This window comes from Brachybacterium sp. B718/18 (assembly GCF_055454375.1).
The window spans coordinates 293,747-310,457 of sequence record NZ_JBVDDO010000001.1; the positions used below are offsets into that span (position 1 = coordinate 293,747).

The following is a 16,711-nucleotide window of genomic DNA, read 5'->3' on the forward strand; positions in this document are numbered from 1 at the left end:
GCCGCTAATGTTGTACCTCGGTACGGCACCGCGGGAGATCGCGGACCGGAGGGCTCCAGAGGGGCCCGAGGGTTCGGGAAGCACCTCGGAATCGTGCTCTCACCATGGGGTATGGTGTAATTGGCAACACAACGGTTTCTGGTACCGTCATTCTAGGTTCGAGTCCTGGTACCCCAGCGCTGAACGTCTCCTCCGGGAGATGGACAGTCCGCGCCCCGTTCGTCTAGCGGCCTAGGACGTCGCCCTCTCACGGCGGTAACACCGGTTCAAATCCGGTACGGGGTACGGACAAGGAGTCGATGCCACTGGCATCGGCTCCTTTCTCGTTGCTCTGTTTGCCGGCGCTGCTCGTCGTGATCGCGCCGTTCGCCGTGATCGTTCAGTGCTCATGGTTCCCGCAGTTCCCCTGCGCGTCCTTCCCGAACCGCGTTCCCTGCGCAGGTCATCCGGAGTATCGTCGGGACATGACGAACACCTCACCGCCGAGAGTGACCGTGGGCCTCGCCGATGCCGAGGAGTCCGACCACGCCGTCCGCTGGGCGGCCCGGCACGCACAGCGCATCGGAGGCACCCTCCACCTCCTCCACGCCTTCATGTGGACCGAGCTCGACGTCGACACCGACCCGATCCCCGGGATGGTCGGCTCCGGCATCCGCCAGGCCGCCCAGACCCTCGTGAAGGAAGCCGTCGCGATCGCCCGCGCCGAGGCGCCCGATCTCGAGATCACCTCCGAGGTGGTCGATGGCAACGCCGTGCCCGTCCTCGTGGCCGGCAGCACGGGCTCCGAGGTCATGGTCGTGGGCGGCCGGGGCATGGGACGGCTCATGACCCTCGTCGTCGGCTCGAAGAGCCTTGCGCTCGCTGCCCGCGCGCACTGCCCCGTCGTGGTCGTCCGCGGACGTCTGGGGGAGGAGGGGCCGATCGGCGTGGTCCACGACGGCACCACCGCCGTCGCCCTCGAACGCGCCGCGGATCTCGCCGCCGCCTACGACCGGGACCTCCACCTGATCCTGCGGGCGGACACCGCCGCCGATGCCGCCGAGTCGATCAGGGTCGAGGTCGCCGAGCGCCTCGCGCTGAGCCATCCCGGCGTGTTCGTGCGCGGGGTCACCGTCGCCGCGACCGAGAGCGCGAAGGAGCTGATCCGGGCCAGTGAGGATGCGGCGCTCATCGTCGTCGCGGGAGAGCGCGCCAAGGGACCCGATGGGCCGATCTCCGCGCCGCGCCGCCTCGTGACGGTGCTGCGTTATGCGCACGCACCGGTGTGGATCGAGCGAGCCTGACCCGATACCGGGACGCTCGCACGATGCGCCGTCACCTCGCGGCGGCGATCAGCCGCCCGCGCGGCGCAGCAGCTCGGTGAGGTTGTTGGCGGAGCTCATCACCGAGGCGGCGTGCAGGCGCCCCGGTTGCCGCGTGAGGCGCTCGATCGGCCCCGAGATGCTCAGCGCGGCGACGACCCGGCCGTTCGGGCCGCGCACCGGGGCGGAGACGGAGCCGACGCCCGGCTCGCGCTCCCCGATGGACTGCGCCCAGCCGCGCCGGCGCACGGCGGACAGCTGCGTGGCGGTGAAGCGCGCGCCGAGCAGCCCGCGGTGGAGCCGGTCCGGCTCCTCCCAGGCGAGCAGGATCTGCGCGGCGGAGCCCGCCTTCATGGTGAGGGTCGACCCCATGGGGACGGAGTCCCGCAGGCCGATGGGGCGCTCGGCCGCAGCTACGCAGATGCGGTGGTCGCCCTGGCGCCGATAGAGCTGGGCGGACTCCCCGGTATGGTCCCGGAGCGCCGCCAGTACGGGGCCGGCGGCCGCGAGCAGACGGTCCTCGCCGGCGGCCGCGGCGAGCTCGCCGAGGCGCGGGCCGAGGATGAAACGGCCCTGCATGTCGCGGGCGACCAGATGGTGGAACTCGAGGGCGACGGCGAGGCGATGGGCCGTGGGGCGCGCGAGACCGGTCGACTGCACGAGCTGGGCCAGGGTCGCGGGGCCCGCCTCGAGGGCGCCGAGCACGACGGCGGCCTTGTCGAGCACGCCCACGCCACTGCCGTTCTCCTCCGGGGTGTTGTCCATGCTCCGATATTGCCGTCTTATTCCCTGAGACGCAAGTGCAGGGGCCTCCCCGTCGGATGACGATGGTCGGGCGCTCGCACCCCGAGCGCGTTCCAGCAGGCGGACACGTCCCCGACCCCGGGGGCAGGGAAGGATCGACATGGCGGGGACTCTCGCGGAGAAGGTCTGGGCGGATCACGTGGTCCGTCGCGGAGACAACGGAGAGCCGGACCTGCTCTACATCGACCTCCAGCTCCTGCACGAGGTGACCAGCCCCCAGGCCTTCGACGGCCTGCGGCAGGAGGGGCGCAGCCCCCGTCGTCTCGACCAGCAGCTCGCGACCGAGGACCACAACACCCCCACGATCGACATCGACAAGCCGATCGCGGACCTCACCTCGCGCACGCAGATCGACACCCTGCGCCGCAACGCCGAGGAGTTCGGCGTGCGCATCCACTCCCTCGGCGACAAGGACCAGGGCATCGTCCACGTCGTGGGACCGCAGCTGGGTCTGACCATGCCCGGCATCACCGTCGTGTGCGGCGACTCCCACACCTCGACCCACGGCGCCTTCGGGGCTCTCGCCTTCGGCATCGGCACCTCCGAGGTCGAGCACGTGCTCGCCACGCAGACCCTGCCGCTGAAGCCCTTCCGCACCATGGCCGTCACCGTCAACGGTGCGCTGCGCCCCGGCGTGACCGCGAAGGACATCATCCTCGCCGTCATCGCGAAGATCGGCACCGGCGGCGGCGCGGGCTACGTGCTCGAGTACCGCGGCGACGCCATCCGCGCTCTCTCCATGGAGGGCCGCATGACCATCTGCAACATGTCCATCGAGGCCGGCGCCCGCGCGGGCATGATCGCCCCCGACGAGACCACCTTCGAGTACGTGAAGGGCCGACCGCACGCCCCCCGTGGCGCGGACTGGGACGAGGCCGTCGCCTACTGGCGGACCCTGCGCAGCGACGACGACGCCGTCTTCGACACCGAGGTGATCATCGACGCCGACGAGCTCGAGCCCTTCGTCACCTGGGGCACGAACCCAGGCCAGGGCCTGCCGCTCTCCGCGACCGTTCCCGCCCCCGAGGACTTCACCGACGACACCTCGCGCACCGCGGCCGAGAACGCGCTGACCTACATGGATCTGGTCCCCGGCACCCCGCTGAAGGACATCCGGGTCGACACCGTGTTCATGGGCTCGTGCACCAACGGCCGCATCGAGGATCTCCGCGCCTTCGCCGAGACGATCAAGGGGCGGACCAAGCACCCCGAGGTGCGCGTGCTGGTCGTCCCCGGCTCCGCCCGCGTGCGGATCCAGGCCGAGCAGGAGGGGCTGGACCGGGTGTTCCTCGACTTCGGCGCCGAGTGGCGTCAGGCCGGCTGCTCCATGTGCCTGGGCATGAACCCCGACCAGCTCAAGCCCGGTGAGCGGGCCGCCTCGACCTCCAACCGCAACTTCGAGGGCCGGCAGGGCAAGGGCGGTCGCACGCACCTGGTGTCCCCGGTGGTCGCCGCCGCGACCGCCGTGCGCGGCACCCTGTCCTCGCCGTCCGACCTGCTGACCAACGCCTGAGGAGCCCGCCATGGAAGCCTTCATCACCCATACCGGCATCGGCGTCCCGCTGCGCCGCAGCAATGTCGACACCGACCAGATCATCCCCGCCGTCTATCTCAAGCGGGTCACGAAGACCGGCTTCGACGACGGCCTCTTCAACGCCTGGCGGAGCAACGATCCCGACTTCGTGCTGAACCGCGAGCCCTACTCGCGGGGCTCCGTGCTCGTGGCGGGCCCTGACTTCGGGACCGGCTCCTCCCGCGAGCACGCCGTCTGGGCGCTGCGCGACTACGGCTTCAAGGCCGTCCTCTCGAGCCGCTTCGCGGACATCTTCCGCGGCAACTCGGGCAAGCAGGGCCTGGTCGCGGGAGTCCTCGCCCAGGACGACATCGAGCAGCTGTGGAAGATCCTCGAGGAGGCCCCGGGCACCGAGGTGACCGTGGACCTCGAGGCGCGCCAGGCGCGCGCCGGAGATGCGGTCTTCCGCTTCGAGATCGACGACTACACCCGGTGGCGCCTGATGGAGGGGCTGGACGACATCGGACTCACCCTCCGCCACGAGGAGGACATCACCGCGTTCGAGGCGAAGCGCCCCTCGTGGATGCCGAAGACGCTCCCGGCCCGGACCGCCGACACGGAGTGATCCTCTCCCGGGGGTCGGGGGCGGGGCAGGGCGCTCCGGTATGGTGTGCCGGTCAGACCCGGATGCCTGGGCACCCGACCTCCGAGGACAGGACACCATGAGCTCGACTTTCCATGTGCGCGGCGGACGGCCGCTCGACGGCGAGATCACCGTCCGCGGCGCGAAGAACCTCGTCTCCAAGGCGATGGTGGCGGCGCTGCTCGGCGAGGCCCCGAGCATGCTGCGCTCGGTCCCGGACATCCGTGACGTCCAGATCGTCTCCCAGCTGCTCTCGATCCACGGGGTGAAGGTCGAGCGCGACGTCGAGGGCGGGGTCCTGCGCATGGACCCGTCCAACGTGGAGCGCGCCCACGCCGCGGAGATCGACGCCCACGCGGGCAGCTCCCGCATCCCGATCCTCTTTTGCGGCCCGCTCCTGCACCGTCTCGGCGAGGCGATCATCCCCGACCTCGGCGGCTGCCGCATCGGCGACCGGCCCATCAACTACCACCTCGACGTGCTGCGCAGCTTCGGCGCCGAGGTCGACAAGCGCGAGCTGGGCATCTACATCACCGCCCCGAACGGCCTGCACGGCACGACCATCAACCTCGAGTACCCGAGCGTCGGGGCGACCGAGCAGGTGCTGCTGACCGCGGTCCGCGCCGAGGGCATCACCGTCCTCACCAACGCCGCGGTCGAGCCCGAGATCGAGGACCTCATCTCGGTGCTGCAGAAGATGGGCGCGCTCATCACCCTGCAGACCGACCGCACCATCACCATCGAGGGAGTCTCCCACCTCGGCGGCTACGAGCACGTCGCCCTCCCGGATCGCATCGAGGCGGCCTCGTGGGCCTGCGCGGCCCTGGTCACCAAGGGGTCGGTGTTCGTGCGCGGGGCGCAGCAGAAGCCGATGTCTACCTTCCTGAACACCTTCCGGAAGATCGGTGGCGGCCTCGACATCACCGAGGCCGGCATCCACTTCTTCCACCCCGGCACCCCGCTGCGGGCGATCGCGGTCGAGACCGACGTCCACCCCGGCCTGATGACCGACTGGCAGCAGCCGCTCGTGGTCGCGCTGACCCAGGCCGACGGCATCTCGATCATCCACGAGACGGTCTACGAGAACCGGCTCGGCTTCACCTCGGCGCTCAACGACATGGGCGCCCACATCCAGGTGTACCGCGAGTGCCTCGGCGGGTCCTCCTGCCGCTTCGGCCGCCGCAACTTCAACCACTCCGCCGTGATCTCCGGCCCCAAGCCGCTGCGCGGAGCGGAGATCACCGTGCCCGACCTCCGCGGCGGGTTCTCGTACCTGATCGCCGCCCTCGGGGCCGAGGGCGTCTCCACCATCCACGGCATCGACCTGATCGACCGCGGCTACGAGTCCTTCCGCGACAAGCTGACGGCGCTCGGCGCCGAGTTCTGGGAGAAGTGACCTGATGACCCTCGACGGCTCCCGTGGCGCGGCGGGCTCGCTGGCCCTGCGCGACATCCCGATCCCCGACTACTGCGATGTGGTGATCGTCCCCACCCGCGGGGTCGAGGAGTCGGATCCGCGGGTGTGGGCCGAGGCGATCTTCTCCCACGAGAACACCCCGCTGTCGAAGCGGGGGATGCTCGCGCTGCGCGACGAGGCGATCCGCCTTTTCGACATGGTGCCGCCGCCGGAGAAGGACTTCGTGGCCGACGAGGTGGTGGGCTCGGAGGCGCTGATCAAGGACGACGACGCGAACCTGCAGGTCCGCATCGGGATCGCCCTGCTGCCCGGCGGGGACCTGCTCCAGGTCACGACCGCCGTGAAGTATCGCTCGGTGCGGGGCCGCATCGCCTTCGCCCCGCGTCGGTTGATGCATGCCGCGGCGGTCAACACCCTCGCCCGTCGGGCGCCGACGACGCTGCGCCGCCGGACGGTCACGTCGACCTCGACGGTCCGCCACCTCACCGGTCAGGCGACCCGCAAGGCCCTCGGCCGCTCCACCGCCACGGAGGACTGACATGCCGCGGCGCGATGTCAGCCGCCGGGCCGGATGGGTCATCGCCGTCGCCCAGATCCCGCTGCGCCCGCTCCTCGCGCTGCTGACCCGGCCCCGCTGGATCGGGGTGGAGAACCTCCCTCCCACCGGGGCGGTCATCGCGTGCGGCAACCATCTCAGCGCCCTCGACGCGCTCTCCTACGGCCATCTGCTGCAGGCCGGCGGCATCGCCCCGCGGTTCCTGGCCAAGGAGGCGATGTTCCAGGTGCCCGTGCTCGGCGCGCTGCTGCGCGGCGCCCAGCAGATCCCCGTCTCGCGCGGCACGGGCCGCGGGGCCGACGCCCTCGCCGCCGCCAAGCGCGCCCTGGGCCGCGGGGAGATGCTGATGGTCTTCCCCGAGGGCACCTACACCCGCGACCCCGAGCTCTGGCCCATGCAGGGCCGCACCGGGGCGGCGCGTCTGGCGCTCGAGACCGGGTCGCAGCTGCTGCCGATCGCCAGCTGGGGCGGTCGGCGCCTGTGGCCCGTCGGTTCCCCGATCCCGCACCCCGGCCCGGGCCGGCGTCTCACCGTGCGCGTGGGGGAGGCGTACGCCGTCTCCCGCCGCGCGGAGGAGACCGAGCAGCAGGCGGCGCTGCGGATCACCGAGGACCTCATGCGGCGCATCACCGCCCTGCTCGGCGAGATCCGCGGCGAGGAGCCGCCGGCGGCCCTGCATGATCCGCGCGGTGATACGCACCGCCCCGAGATAGGCCGCACCGATCCGAGCTTCCGACCTCCGAGGCAGCGGTCATGAGGCGCCTCGCGGTGCTCGGCGCGGGCAGCTGGGGGACGACCTTCGCCCAGGTGCTCGCCGACGGCGGCTCCGACGTGACGCTCTGGGCGCGCCGCGAGGAGGTCGCCGCGGAGATCCGGACCGGGCATCGCAACAGCGCCTATCTCGGCGAGCACCGGCTCCCGGAAGCGGTCGAGGCCACCTCCCGGATCGCGGAAGCGCTCGAGGGGGCCGACGGGATCGTCCTCGCCGTCCCCGCCCAGTCGTTGCGCGCGACCCTCGCGGCTTGGCCGGCGCTCCCGGACGTTCCGGTGCTGTCGCTGATCAAGGGCATCGAGCGCGGCACCGACGCGCGGATCAGCGAGGTGATCGCCGAGGCCGGTCGCACGGACCCGGCCCGGATCGGGGTGCTCTCCGGCCCGAACCTCTCCGGGGAGATCGCTCGCCGCCAGCCCTGCGGCAGCGTCGTCGCGGCTCCCGACCAGGCCCTCGCGGAGACGCTCGCCCCGTGGTGCCAGACGCCCTACCTGCGGGCCTACACCTCCACCGACGTGATCGGGGTCGAGATCGCCGGGGCCGTCAAGAACGTGATCGCGATCGCCGTCGGCGCCGCGACCGGGCTGGGGCACGGCCACAACACCACCGCCTCCCTGATCACCCGGGGCCTCGCCGAGATCACCCGGCTGGGCGTCGCCCTCGGCGGACGCCCCGAGACCTTCGCGGGCCTCGCGGGGATGGGCGACCTGGTCGCGACCTGCTCCTCCCCGCTCTCCCGGAACCACCGCCTCGGCCTCGCCCTCGGGCGCGGGCTCGACGTGGCCTCCGCCGCGCGGGAGGTCGGCCAGACCGCCGAGGGGGTCGCCACGGCCCGGGCGGTGGGCGACCTCGCGGCGCGGCTCGGCGTCGACATGCCGATCACCCGCGCGGTCGTGGATGTCGTCGATCACGGCGCACGCATCGAGGACGTCACCACGGCCCTGCTGTCGCGGTCGATCCGCCCCGAGTGACTACCCTGACCAGCATGAGAACCACCGTCGCCCTCCTGTTCGGCGGCCGCAGCGGCGAGCACGGCATCTCGTGCGTGACCGCCGGCGGCATCCTCTCCGCGATCGACCGAGAGCGCTTCGACGTGCTCGCGATCGGTATCACCCGGGCGGGTCGCTGGGTGCAGGCCTCCGCAGACCCCTCGGACTGGGCCCTCGTCGACGGCCGCGCTCCCGAGGTCCACGACACCGGGGTTGAGGTGCTGCTGCCCGCCGTCCGCCACCGGGCGGGTGAGCCGATCGTGCTGCGCGCGCTCGAGGACGGCGTGGTCCGCGACCTGGCGGAGGTCGACGTGGTCTGGCCGCTGCTGCACGGCGCCTACGGCGAGGACGGCACCGTCCAGGGCCAGCTCGAGATGCTCGACATCCCCTACGTCGGCTCGGGCGTGCTGGCCTCCGCGGCGAGCATGGACAAGGTGGCGACGAAGACCCTGCTGCGCACCGCGGGCCTCGAGTGCGCCCCCGGCATCGTCGTGCACGAGGACCACTGGGCCCGGGAGGAGGACAGCGTCCTCGCCCACCTGCGGGAGCACCACCCGCTGCCCTGGTTCGTCAAGCCCGCCCGCGCCGGCTCGAGCCTCGGCGTCTCCCGCGTCACCCGCCCCGAGGACCTCGGCGCCGCGATGAAGACGGCCTTCGCGGAGGATCCGAAGGTGCTCGTCGAACAGGGCATCGTCGGCCGCGAGGTCGAGTGCGGGGTGCTGCAGGGACGCGACGGCGGCGAGGCGCGCACCACCATCCCCGGCGAGGTCACCGTGGGCGACGACCTCGAGTTCTACGACTACGAGTCGAAGTACTTCGGGAAGGGCACCGTCTCCATCGACGTGCCGGCCGCCCTGCCCGATGCGGTTTTGGAGACGGTGCGCGAGGTCGCCTCCCGCGCCTTCACCGCCCTGGGGCTGGAGGGTCTCGGCCGGGTGGACGTGTTCGTCACGGAGGACGCCCGCGTGGTGATCAACGAGGTCAACACGATGCCCGGCTTCACGCCGTACTCGATGTTCCCCGTGCTCTGGAAGAACATGGGACTGTCCTACGCGGAGCTGATCGCGGACCTGGTCGAGCAGGCCGCGGCACGGCGGCTCGGCCCCCGCTGAGCCGGGGGCGCGGCCCCCGTCGAGCAGGGGAGCGGCGAGGCCCGTGGGGGCAGAGTGCCGCGGGTCCAGGTGCCGCGGGGCTCAGGAGCGGTCGGGCTCAGGCGGCGTCGCCCGGACCGATGCAGTAGGTGGAGGCGACCGTGTTCGCGCTGACCACCCGGGAGAGGTCGAGCGCCGCCGCCGAGGGCTGGTCCGGGGCGGCCGAGCTCGGCACCGACACGTCGATCGCGGGCTCCCGGCCGTAGGTGGTGTAGAGGAAGCCGCCGTCGATCTCCGTGACGATCCAGTCGATCCGGACCCCGTCCCCGTCCTCGAGGGTCGTGCACCGGTCCGTGGTGGGTCCGGGCGGGGTCACCCCGCAGCGCATCACCACGGTGTCCTCGCCGGATCCCCAGGCGGCGGTGCCCTGGCTGGAGGTCTCCGTGCGCGGCAGGCCCAGCACCTCCTGCGGCGCCCCGATCACCACGTCGGCGCAGGTGGGGTCCGCGGCGAACTCTCCCGCCGGCACCGTCACGGTGCCGCAGGCGGTCAGGGTCGCGGCGAGCACGCCGGCGACGGCCAGGGCGAGGGAGCGGCGGGGGACGAGCACTCATCGAGCCTACGGCACACTGGCCCCATGACCTCGACGCCGCCCTCCGGGGAGGCGGGCCTGCTCGCCCGCATGCTCCCGCACCTGAGCCCCTCACCGCTCGCCGAGGTCGGTCCGGGCGACGATGCGGCGGTGCTCCGCTTGCCCAGTCCGCGCCTGGTCGTCTCGACCGACACCCTCACCGAGGGCGAGGACTTCCTGCCCGGGGTGATCACCCCGATCCAGCTCGGTCGCCGCGCGGCGGTCCAGAACCTCGCCGACATCGCTGCGATGGGTGCCCGTCCCCACGCCCTCGTCGTCTCGGTCACGGCCCCTGCGGGGACCGACGGGGGCGTCTTCGAGGAGATCGCCGCCGCCCTCGCCGCCCGCGCGGAGACCGACGGCGCCCACGTCGTCGGCGGAGACCTGGGTCGAGGCGACCTGCTCTCCGTGACCGTCACGGCGCTCGGCACCCTCGCCGAGGGGGAGGTGCCCGTGCTGCGCTCCGGTGCCCGACCCGGGGATCTGCTCGCCGTCGGCACCGAGCGATTGGGCCGCTCCGCTGCCGGACTCGCTGCCGTTCTCGCCGGCCGCGACGAGCCCGCCGAGCTGGTGGCCTTCCACCACGCCCCGGAGGTGGACCTCCGCCTCGGCTGGACCGTCGGGCGCGCGGCGAGCGCGATGCTCGACCTCTCCGACGGTCTGGTGCGCGACGGCGGGCGGATCGCCGCCGCCTCCCAGGTCGTGATCGACCTCGACCCCGATGCCCTCGCCCCCGACATCGCGGCGCTCCGGCCCCCGGCTCAGGACGAGGCCGAGGCGCGCGCCTGGGTGCTGCACGGGGGCGAGGAGCATGCGATGCTCGCGACCTTCCCGCCGGGCGCGGTCCCCGCGGGCTTCCGGGTGCTCGGCGCGGTGCGCTCCCCGGCGGCGGGGGAGGAGCCGGCGATCCTGCTCGGCGGTGACCGCATCCCCGGAGGTGGTTTCGACCACTTCGCCGACGAGTCGTAGGCTGGACGGCGGTCCGTTCCCCCGAAGGAGACATCCATGCCGATCACCGTGAAGGCCCTGCAGAAGACCGGCCCGGAGCAGCCGTTCCGCGTCACCACCATCGAGCGCCGCGATCCGCGCCCGACCGACGTCGTCATCGACATCAAGGCCGCAGGCATCTGCCACAGCGACATCCACACCATCCGCAACGAATGGGGCGAGGCGCACTTCCCCCTCACCGTCGGCCACGAGATCGCGGGCGTCGTGTCCGCGGTCGGCGCCGAGGTCACCGACTGGTCGGTCGGCGACCGCGTGGGTGTCGGCTGCATGGTCGACTCCTGCGGCGAGTGCGCGCAGTGCCTCGCGGGCGAGGAGCAGGCGTGCCTCGAGGGGAACGTCGGCACCTACAACGCGAAGGACGTCGACGGCACGATCACCCAGGGCGGCTACGCCGAGAAGGTCGTGGTCGACCAGCGCTTCGTGCTGCGCATCCCCGACGCCCTGGACTTCGACGTCGCCGCGCCGCTGCTCTGCGCCGGCATCACCAGCTACTCGCCGCTGGCCCGCTGGGGCGCCGCGGAGAAGCGAGCCGACGGCTCGCCGAAGAAGGTCGCGGTGCTCGGCATGGGCGGCCTCGGACACATGGGCGTGCGCATCGCCGCCGCCATGGGCGCCGAGGTGACCGTGCTGTCCCGCTCCCGCAAGAAGGAGCAGCTCGCCCTCGACCTGGGCGCCCAGCGCATGCTCTCGACCTCCGAGGACGACTTCTTCTCGGCGCACCGCGGTGAGTTCGACCTGATCCTCAACACGATCAGCGCCGACATCGACGTGAACGGCTACCTGAGCCTGCTCGTGCCCCGCGGCGTGATGGCGGTCGTGGGCCTGCCGCCCACCCCGCAGCAGCTCTCCTTCGGGGCGCTGATCGGCGGCGGCCGCGTGCTCGCCGGCTCGAACATCGGCGGCATCGCCGAGACCCAGGAGATGCTCGACTTCTGCGCCGAGCACGGCTTCGGCGCCGAGATCGAGGTCGTCGGCGTGGACGAGGTCGATGCCGTCTATGACCGCGTGGTCGCCGGCGAGGTGTTCTTCCGCGCCGTCATCGACACCTCCACCTTCGCGGGTGCCGCCGCGGAGTGATCCCCAGACACAGCCCCCTGCGGCTGTTCTGCTGCGAACAGCGGAAGAACAGCGGAATGAGCCGCAGGGGGCCGTGCCCGCGGATCTCGCGCCGGAGGTGGCAGCCGGGCCGCGCCGGACCGGACACCTCCCGGACCACGGTTCCGGAAGGCGGTCCCGGAACGCACACCCACGACGCACAGGAGCCCCCACCCGATCGGGTGGGGGCTCCTGCGAAAAGGTCCTGGCGGTCTCGCTCAGGCGCCGAGGGTGCTGACCTTGCCCGCCTTGAGGCAGGAGGTGCAGACGTTCACCTTCTTGCTGGTGCCGTTGATCACGGTCCGGACGGACTGGATGTTCGGGTTCCAGCGACGCGAGGTGCGGCGGTGCGAGTGGGACACGCTCTTGCCGAAGCTCGGGCCCTTGGCGCAGATGTCACACGTGGAAGCCACTGTCGTCTCCTGAAAGTCGAATGCTGATCGAGGTGCCCGACCATCTCTGGGGTGCAGAGTCGGCGACCTCGGAGGTCAGGGCAACCACGGCATCGTAGCCCATCCCCGCCTCCCGACTGAAGGGGAGAGGGGGTCCGACGGCCTGTGGACTCCGACACAGCCTGACGGCCAGGTGGCACGATGGGCACATCATCGCACGTCGGACGGAGGAAGCGGATGGTCAGAACGCCCCGGACCACCTCGGGATCGATGCCGCTCTCCGAGCTGCTGATCTCCAAGGAGTCCCGTGCGATGGCGTCCTTCGCGGTGCGCGACCTCGACGAGATGCTGCGTTTCCCGCCGCGCCGCTACGTCACCCCCGCGCCGCTCCGCTCCCTGCGCGAGGTGCAGGACGGCGAGGAGGTCTCGGCGATCGTCACCGTCGGCTCGATCCGGGACCGCAGCATGCGCTCGCGCCGCGGCCACCTGCTCGAGGTCGAGGTCTCCGACGGCAGCGACACCCTCGAGCTGGTCTTCTTCCTCAGCCATGCGGGCCAGGCCGAGTGGCACCGCGCCCGGATGGGGGAGGGCGGCACGATCCTCGTGCGCGGTACCGCGCACCGCGATCCGCGGCGGGACCGCTTCCAGATCGCCCACCCGGAGTACGAGCCCGTCGACGACACCCCGGCCGCGCGGGCCCAGGCGCTGCGGCCCCGGCCCGTCTACCCGCTGAAGAAGAACATCGCGCAGGCCACCATGCGCTCGGCGACCGCCACCGGGCTCGAGAACGCGCAGCTGCTGCGCCGCCCGGTGCCTCCGGAGGTGCTCGACGCCCGGGGGCTGCCCGCACTCGAGGACGCGGTGCGCCTGCTCCACGATCCCGCCGATCTCGACGAGGCGCGGCGCGGCCGCGGCGTCCTCGCCTTCGAGGAGGCCTTCGTGCTGCAGGCGATCTTCGCCGAGCGCCGCGCCCGTGACGAGCGCACCCCGGCCCCGGCGCTGCGGGCGGACGGTCCGCTGCAGGGCGAGTTCGACGCCCGGCTCCCCTTCGCCCTGACCGCCGGCCAGATCACGGTCGGCGAGGAGATCGCCGCGCGCATCGCCCGCGAGCACCCCACCTCCGTGCTGCTCCAGGGGGACGTCGGCTCCGGAAAGACCGTCGTCGCGCTGCGGGCCATGCTCCGCGCCGTCGACTCGGGTCACCAGGCGGTGCTGCTCGCTCCCACGGAGGTGCTCGCGGAGCAGCATCACCGCACGATCACGGCGCTCCTCGGCGATCTCGCCGGGGCCGGGCGTCTCGACGGCCACGCCGACGCGACCCGGGTGCGCCTGCTCACCGGCTCCCAGCGCACCGCCGACCGCCGCGAGACGCTGCTCGACGTCATCAGCGGTGCCGCCGGCATCGTGATCGGTACCCACGCGCTGCTCACCGAGACCGTCGAGTTCGCGGCCCTGGGCCTGGTGGTCATCGACGAGCAGCACCGCTTCGGCGTCGATCACCGCCGGCGCCTGCGCGCCAAGGGGCCCGAGGGGCGCAGTCCCCACGTCGTGGTGATGACGGCGACGCCGATCCCGCGCACGGCGGCGCTCGCGACCGTCGGCGATCTCGACGTCCTCTCCCTGCGGGAGAGCCCCGGGCACCGCCGCGGCGTGACCAGCTTCGCGGTGCACGAGTCCCTCCCCGCGTGGGAGCGGCGCATGTGGGAGCGGGCCGGGGAGGAGATCCGCGAAGGCCGCCAGGTGTTCGTGGTCTGCCCCCGGATCGACGAGGACGAAGAGGCCCCCGAGGGGGAGGAGCCTGCCCGCGGCGTGCTCGCGACCGCCGAGCGGCTCGCCCGTCGGCCCGAGCTCGGCGGCGCCCGGATCGGCGTCCTCCACGGCCGGATGAGCGCCGAGGAGAAGCAGGAGACCATGGCGCGCGTCCTCGACGGTCGCCTCGATGTGCTGGTGGCGACCACCGTCATCGAGGTCGGGGTCGACGTGCCGAACGCATCGGTGATGATCGTCCTGGACGCGGAGCTCTTCGGCGTCTCCCAGCTGCACCAGCTGCGCGGCCGCGTCGGCCGCGGCGAACACCCCGGCCTCGCCTTCCTCGACACCCGCGCCGTGCCCGGCTCCGAGGCGTCCCGGCGCCTGGAGACCATCGCCGGGGCGACCGACGGCTTCGAGCTCGCCGAGAAGGACCTCGCCCACCGCGGCGCCGGCGACCTCGTGGGGGAGGAGCAGTCCGGGCTGCAGCGGACCCTGCGCCATCTCGACCTGCGGCGCGACGCCGAGCTCGTCGAGCAGGCCCGCGAGGACGCCTTCGCCCTGCTCGAGCAGGACCCCGAGCTGACCGACCACCCGGCGCTCGCGGCCGCCATCGCGGACCGCCTGCGCCATGCCGACCCCGACGTGGAAAGGAGCTGAGATGCCGCGGCTGATCAGCGGAGACCTCGGCGGACGCACCATCCCCGGACCGCCCGGGAAGGGGACCCGCCCCACCTCCGAACGGGTGCGGGAGGCGCTCTTCTCCCGCCTCGACGGCTGGGACGCGCTGCGCGGCGCGCGCGTCCTGGACCTCTACGCCGGCACCGGCGCGCTCGCGCTCGAGGCCCTCTCCCGTGGCGCGGCGCACGCGCTGCTGGTCGAGCTGCATCCGCCGACCGCGAAGCAACTGCGGCGCACGCTCGAGGAGCTCGGCCTGCGCGGCCGCGCGGAGGTCCGGGCCGGACGCGCCGAGACGGTCGCCGCACAGCTGGCCCCCGGCGCGGACTGGGACCTGCTCTTCCTGGACCCTCCCTACGACGTGCCCACCTCCGCCCTCGAGGAACTGCTGGAGGTCCTCCGTCCGGCCCTCTCCGACGAGGCGCTCGTGGTGATCGAGCGCTCGAGCCGCACCTCGCCGATCACCTGGCCCGCCGGCTGGACCGACGACGGCACGAAGACCTACGGCGAGACGGTGCTGCAGTTCGGCGGGCCCGATGTGCGCGTCGACCGCACGGCGCACGCGGAGGACAAGCCTGAGCGTGTGACCCGCACCCTGCACGAGCTGACCTGGCCGAGGCGCACCGACCGCCTCGCGCTGCGCCCCGCCGAGGCTGCCGACGCCGCGCGCATCTGGCCCTGGTACGGACGGCCGGAGGTGCAGGAGTGGACCACCACCCTGCCCGAGGACCTCTCCGCTCTCGAGGCCTGGTGGACCGAACCGGACCGGCTCGGATCGACCCTGGTCGCCCTGCGCGGCGAGGAGATCGTCGGCACCGGCATGATCAAGGTCGGCGACGCCTGGAGCCAGGCCGACATGGTCGAGCGGGCCCGTGGCACCGTGGCCGAGCTCGGCTGGACCCTCGACCCCGGACACCAGGGCGAGGGCCTCGGCACCGAGCTCGCCGCCGCCCTGCTGCAGATCGCCGTGGAGGACCTCGGACTGCGCCGCGTGACCGCCGAGTGCTTCGCCGACAACGTCGCCTCGCGCCGCGTCATGGAGAAGATCGGCATGCGCCAGGAGGCGCACAGCCGCCAGGACTCCCTGCACCGCAGCGGGCAGTGGCTCGACGGCGCCTCCTACGCCGTCCTCGCCGAGGAGTACTGGGAGCAGCGCACCGGAGGGGGCAGGATGGCCCCATGACGACGCTCACGGCCACGTTCACCATCGCGATGACCCCCGGCGACCGACTCCACCCCGCCGAGGCCCGCCTCGACCTCGAGAAGACCTGGACCGGGGATCTCGACGGCACCAGCCGCGGCCTCATGCTCACCGCCGGTGATCCCGCGACCGGCAGCGCCGGCTACGTCGCCCTCGAGCGCTTCGAGGGCACGATCGGCGGCCGCCGCGGCGCCGTGACCCTCCTCCAGCTCGGCACCATGGCCGAGGGCGAGCCCGAGCTGCGCTACGCGTTCGCACCCGGCTCCGGCACGGGAGAGCTCGCGGGCCTCACAGGCACCCTCGAGATCGGCGAGATCGACGACGCCGGCGTGCACACGGTGAGCATCACCCTCGGCTGACCGCACTACAGTGTCGGCATGCGCACCGTCGTCCTGCCCGGGTCCTTCGACCCCCTGACCCTGGGACACGTGGACCTGATCCGCCGCGCGGCCGCCCTGGACCTGCACGTGATCGTCGCCGTCTCCCACAACCCCGCGAAGCAGGGTCTGCTGGACCTCGATGCGCGCCGCCGGGTCATCTCCGAGACGCTCGCGGCCGAGCACCTGGACACCTCCGCGGAGGTCCGCACCCTCCCCGCGGGCCTGCTGGTGGACTTCTGCCGCGAGGTCGGGGCGGGCGCCGTCATCCGTGGCCTGCGCTCCCAGCTCGACCTCGCCTACGAGGAGCCGATGGCGCGGATGAACCACCACCTCGCCGGGGTCGACACCGTGCTGCTGCTGACCGACCCGACCCTCGCCCACATCTCCTCGAGCCTCGTGCGCGAGGTCCATGCCCTCGGCGGCGACGTCTCCGACATGCTCCCCGACCCCGCCCTGGCCGCGCTCCGCGCCGCCTCCTGATCCGACTCCCG

Annotated in this window: 17 protein-coding genes and 2 tRNA genes; 16 read left to right on the plus strand and 3 right to left on the minus strand. The window is 72.6% G+C overall.

Annotation, left to right across the window (positions count from 1 at the left end; translation table 11 throughout):
• Positions 1–105: 105 nt before the first annotated feature.
• The 3 genes from ACZCAH_RS01440 to ACZCAH_RS01450 all read left to right on the plus strand — a co-directional run bounded on the left by ACZCAH_RS01440 (position 106) and on the right by ACZCAH_RS01450 (position 1,283).
• Positions 106–177 (plus strand) — tRNA-Gln (locus tag ACZCAH_RS01440).
• A 35-nt stretch (positions 178–212) separates the two neighbouring features.
• A tRNA-Glu gene (locus tag ACZCAH_RS01445) sits at positions 213–285 on the plus strand.
• Between the two features lie 179 nt (positions 286–464).
• The gene (locus ACZCAH_RS01450; protein WP_464339381.1) at positions 465–1,283 is read left to right on the plus strand and encodes a universal stress protein; all 819 of its coding nucleotides are present in this window, start codon (positions 465–467) and stop codon (positions 1,281–1,283) included.
• Between the two features lie 48 nt (positions 1,284–1,331).
• Here ACZCAH_RS01450 and ACZCAH_RS01455 read toward each other — a convergent pair whose 3' ends face one another.
• Complete coding sequence (locus ACZCAH_RS01455; protein WP_464339382.1) at positions 1,332–2,066, minus strand: IclR family transcriptional regulator; 735 nt, start codon at positions 2,064–2,066, stop codon at positions 1,332–1,334.
• A 139-nt stretch (positions 2,067–2,205) separates the two neighbouring features.
• Here ACZCAH_RS01455 and leuC point away from each other — a divergent pair, with 139 nt between their 5' ends.
• The 7 genes from leuC (at position 2,206) to ACZCAH_RS01490 (ending at position 9,107) form a co-directional block, all read left to right on the plus strand.
• A complete protein-coding gene (leuC, locus tag ACZCAH_RS01460) occupies positions 2,206–3,618 on the plus strand; it encodes a 3-isopropylmalate dehydratase large subunit (RefSeq protein WP_464339383.1) in 1,413 nt (470 codons plus the stop codon).
• Between the two features lie 10 nt (positions 3,619–3,628).
• Positions 3,629–4,243, plus strand: coding sequence for a 3-isopropylmalate dehydratase small subunit (gene leuD, locus ACZCAH_RS01465; protein WP_464339384.1), 615 nt, complete (start codon positions 3,629–3,631; stop codon positions 4,241–4,243).
• Positions 4,244–4,340: 97 nt separating this feature from the next.
• Complete coding sequence (gene murA / locus ACZCAH_RS01470; protein WP_464339385.1) at positions 4,341–5,657, plus strand: UDP-N-acetylglucosamine 1-carboxyvinyltransferase; 1,317 nt, start codon at positions 4,341–4,343, stop codon at positions 5,655–5,657.
• A 4-nt stretch (positions 5,658–5,661) separates the two neighbouring features.
• Complete coding sequence (locus ACZCAH_RS01475) at positions 5,662–6,216, plus strand: hypothetical protein (protein WP_329745366.1); 555 nt, start codon at positions 5,662–5,664, stop codon at positions 6,214–6,216.
• A gap of 1 nt (position 6,217) precedes the next feature.
• Complete coding sequence (locus ACZCAH_RS01480) at positions 6,218–6,991, plus strand: lysophospholipid acyltransferase family protein (protein WP_464339386.1); 774 nt, start codon at positions 6,218–6,220, stop codon at positions 6,989–6,991.
• Positions 6,988–7,977: an NAD(P)H-dependent glycerol-3-phosphate dehydrogenase gene (locus ACZCAH_RS01485; RefSeq protein WP_464339387.1), complete on the plus strand. Its 990-nt coding sequence runs from the start codon at positions 6,988–6,990 to the stop codon at positions 7,975–7,977. The genes ACZCAH_RS01480 and ACZCAH_RS01485 overlap by 4 nt, the downstream gene beginning before the upstream one ends.
• Before the next feature lie 14 nt (positions 7,978–7,991).
• Entirely contained in the window at positions 7,992–9,107 is a 1,116-nt protein-coding gene (locus tag ACZCAH_RS01490) for a D-alanine--D-alanine ligase family protein (RefSeq protein WP_464339388.1), read from the plus strand.
• 97 nt (positions 9,108–9,204) lie between these two features.
• Here ACZCAH_RS01490 and ACZCAH_RS01495 read toward each other — a convergent pair whose 3' ends face one another.
• Positions 9,205–9,696, minus strand: coding sequence for a DUF3515 family protein (locus ACZCAH_RS01495; RefSeq protein ID WP_464339389.1), 492 nt, complete (start codon positions 9,694–9,696; stop codon positions 9,205–9,207).
• A gap of 27 nt (positions 9,697–9,723) precedes the next feature.
• Between ACZCAH_RS01495 and thiL the strand changes: the two genes are divergently transcribed.
• Together thiL and ACZCAH_RS01505 are read left to right on the plus strand one after the other, a co-directional pair.
• Positions 9,724–10,686, plus strand: a complete 963-nt coding sequence (gene thiL, locus ACZCAH_RS01500; protein WP_464339390.1) for a thiamine-phosphate kinase — start codon at positions 9,724–9,726, stop codon at positions 10,684–10,686.
• 36 nt (positions 10,687–10,722) lie between these two features.
• Positions 10,723–11,802, plus strand: coding sequence for an NAD(P)-dependent alcohol dehydrogenase (locus tag ACZCAH_RS01505; RefSeq protein ID WP_464339391.1), 1,080 nt, complete (start codon positions 10,723–10,725; stop codon positions 11,800–11,802).
• Between the two features lie 236 nt (positions 11,803–12,038).
• Here the strand turns inward: ACZCAH_RS01505 and rpmB are convergent, their stop codons facing one another.
• A complete protein-coding gene (rpmB, locus tag ACZCAH_RS01510) occupies positions 12,039–12,233 on the minus strand; it encodes a 50S ribosomal protein L28 (RefSeq protein WP_329745373.1) in 195 nt (64 codons plus the stop codon).
• 216 nt (positions 12,234–12,449) lie between these two features.
• Between rpmB and ACZCAH_RS01515 the strand changes: the two genes are divergently transcribed.
• The 4 genes from ACZCAH_RS01515 to coaD are packed head-to-tail and all read left to right on the plus strand — an operon-like array spanning position 12,450 to position 16,700.
• Complete coding sequence (locus ACZCAH_RS01515) at positions 12,450–14,621, plus strand: ATP-dependent DNA helicase RecG (protein WP_464339392.1); 2,172 nt, start codon at positions 12,450–12,452, stop codon at positions 14,619–14,621.
• A gap of 1 nt (position 14,622) precedes the next feature.
• Positions 14,623–15,822: a 16S rRNA (guanine(966)-N(2))-methyltransferase RsmD gene (rsmD, locus tag ACZCAH_RS01520; protein ID WP_464339393.1), complete on the plus strand. Its 1,200-nt coding sequence runs from the start codon at positions 14,623–14,625 to the stop codon at positions 15,820–15,822.
• Positions 15,819–16,199 carry a DUF3224 domain-containing protein gene (locus ACZCAH_RS01525; RefSeq protein WP_329745377.1) on the plus strand — a complete coding sequence of 127 codons (381 nt, stop codon included), beginning with the start codon at positions 15,819–15,821 and terminating at the stop codon, positions 16,197–16,199. Before rsmD ends, ACZCAH_RS01525 begins: the two co-directional genes overlap by 4 nt.
• An 18-nt stretch (positions 16,200–16,217) precedes the next feature.
• On the plus strand, positions 16,218–16,700 hold the full coding sequence (gene coaD, locus ACZCAH_RS01530) for a pantetheine-phosphate adenylyltransferase (protein WP_464339394.1): 483 nt from the start codon (positions 16,218–16,220) through the stop codon (positions 16,698–16,700).
• The last annotated feature ends 11 nt before the right edge of the window (positions 16,701–16,711 follow it).

Coding starts and splice junctions, on each gene's coding strand:
- murA (WP_464339385.1), top strand. CDS start 4,341: ATGAGCTCGACTTTCCATGTGCGCGGCGGACGGCCGCTCGACGGCGAG.
- thiL (WP_464339390.1), top strand. CDS start 9,724: ATGACCTCGACGCCGCCCTCCGGGGAGGCGGGCCTGCTCGCCCGCATG.
- ACZCAH_RS01515 (WP_464339392.1), top strand. CDS start 12,450: ATGGTCAGAACGCCCCGGACCACCTCGGGATCGATGCCGCTCTCCGAG.
- ACZCAH_RS01455 (WP_464339382.1), bottom strand. CDS start 2,066: ATGGACAACACCCCGGAGGAGAACGGCAGTGGCGTGGGCGTGCTCGAC.
- ACZCAH_RS01525 (WP_329745377.1), top strand. CDS start 15,819: ATGACGACGCTCACGGCCACGTTCACCATCGCGATGACCCCCGGCGAC.
- ACZCAH_RS01505 (WP_464339391.1), top strand. CDS start 10,723: ATGCCGATCACCGTGAAGGCCCTGCAGAAGACCGGCCCGGAGCAGCCG.
- coaD (WP_464339394.1), top strand. CDS start 16,218: ATGCGCACCGTCGTCCTGCCCGGGTCCTTCGACCCCCTGACCCTGGGA.
- leuC (WP_464339383.1), top strand. CDS start 2,206: ATGGCGGGGACTCTCGCGGAGAAGGTCTGGGCGGATCACGTGGTCCGT.
- rsmD (WP_464339393.1), top strand. CDS start 14,623: ATGCCGCGGCTGATCAGCGGAGACCTCGGCGGACGCACCATCCCCGGA.
- leuD (WP_464339384.1), top strand. CDS start 3,629: ATGGAAGCCTTCATCACCCATACCGGCATCGGCGTCCCGCTGCGCCGC.
- ACZCAH_RS01485 (WP_464339387.1), top strand. CDS start 6,988: ATGAGGCGCCTCGCGGTGCTCGGCGCGGGCAGCTGGGGGACGACCTTC.
- ACZCAH_RS01450 (WP_464339381.1), top strand. CDS start 465: ATGACGAACACCTCACCGCCGAGAGTGACCGTGGGCCTCGCCGATGCC.
- ACZCAH_RS01490 (WP_464339388.1), top strand. CDS start 7,992: ATGAGAACCACCGTCGCCCTCCTGTTCGGCGGCCGCAGCGGCGAGCAC.
- ACZCAH_RS01475 (WP_329745366.1), top strand. CDS start 5,662: ATGACCCTCGACGGCTCCCGTGGCGCGGCGGGCTCGCTGGCCCTGCGC.
- ACZCAH_RS01480 (WP_464339386.1), top strand. CDS start 6,218: ATGCCGCGGCGCGATGTCAGCCGCCGGGCCGGATGGGTCATCGCCGTC.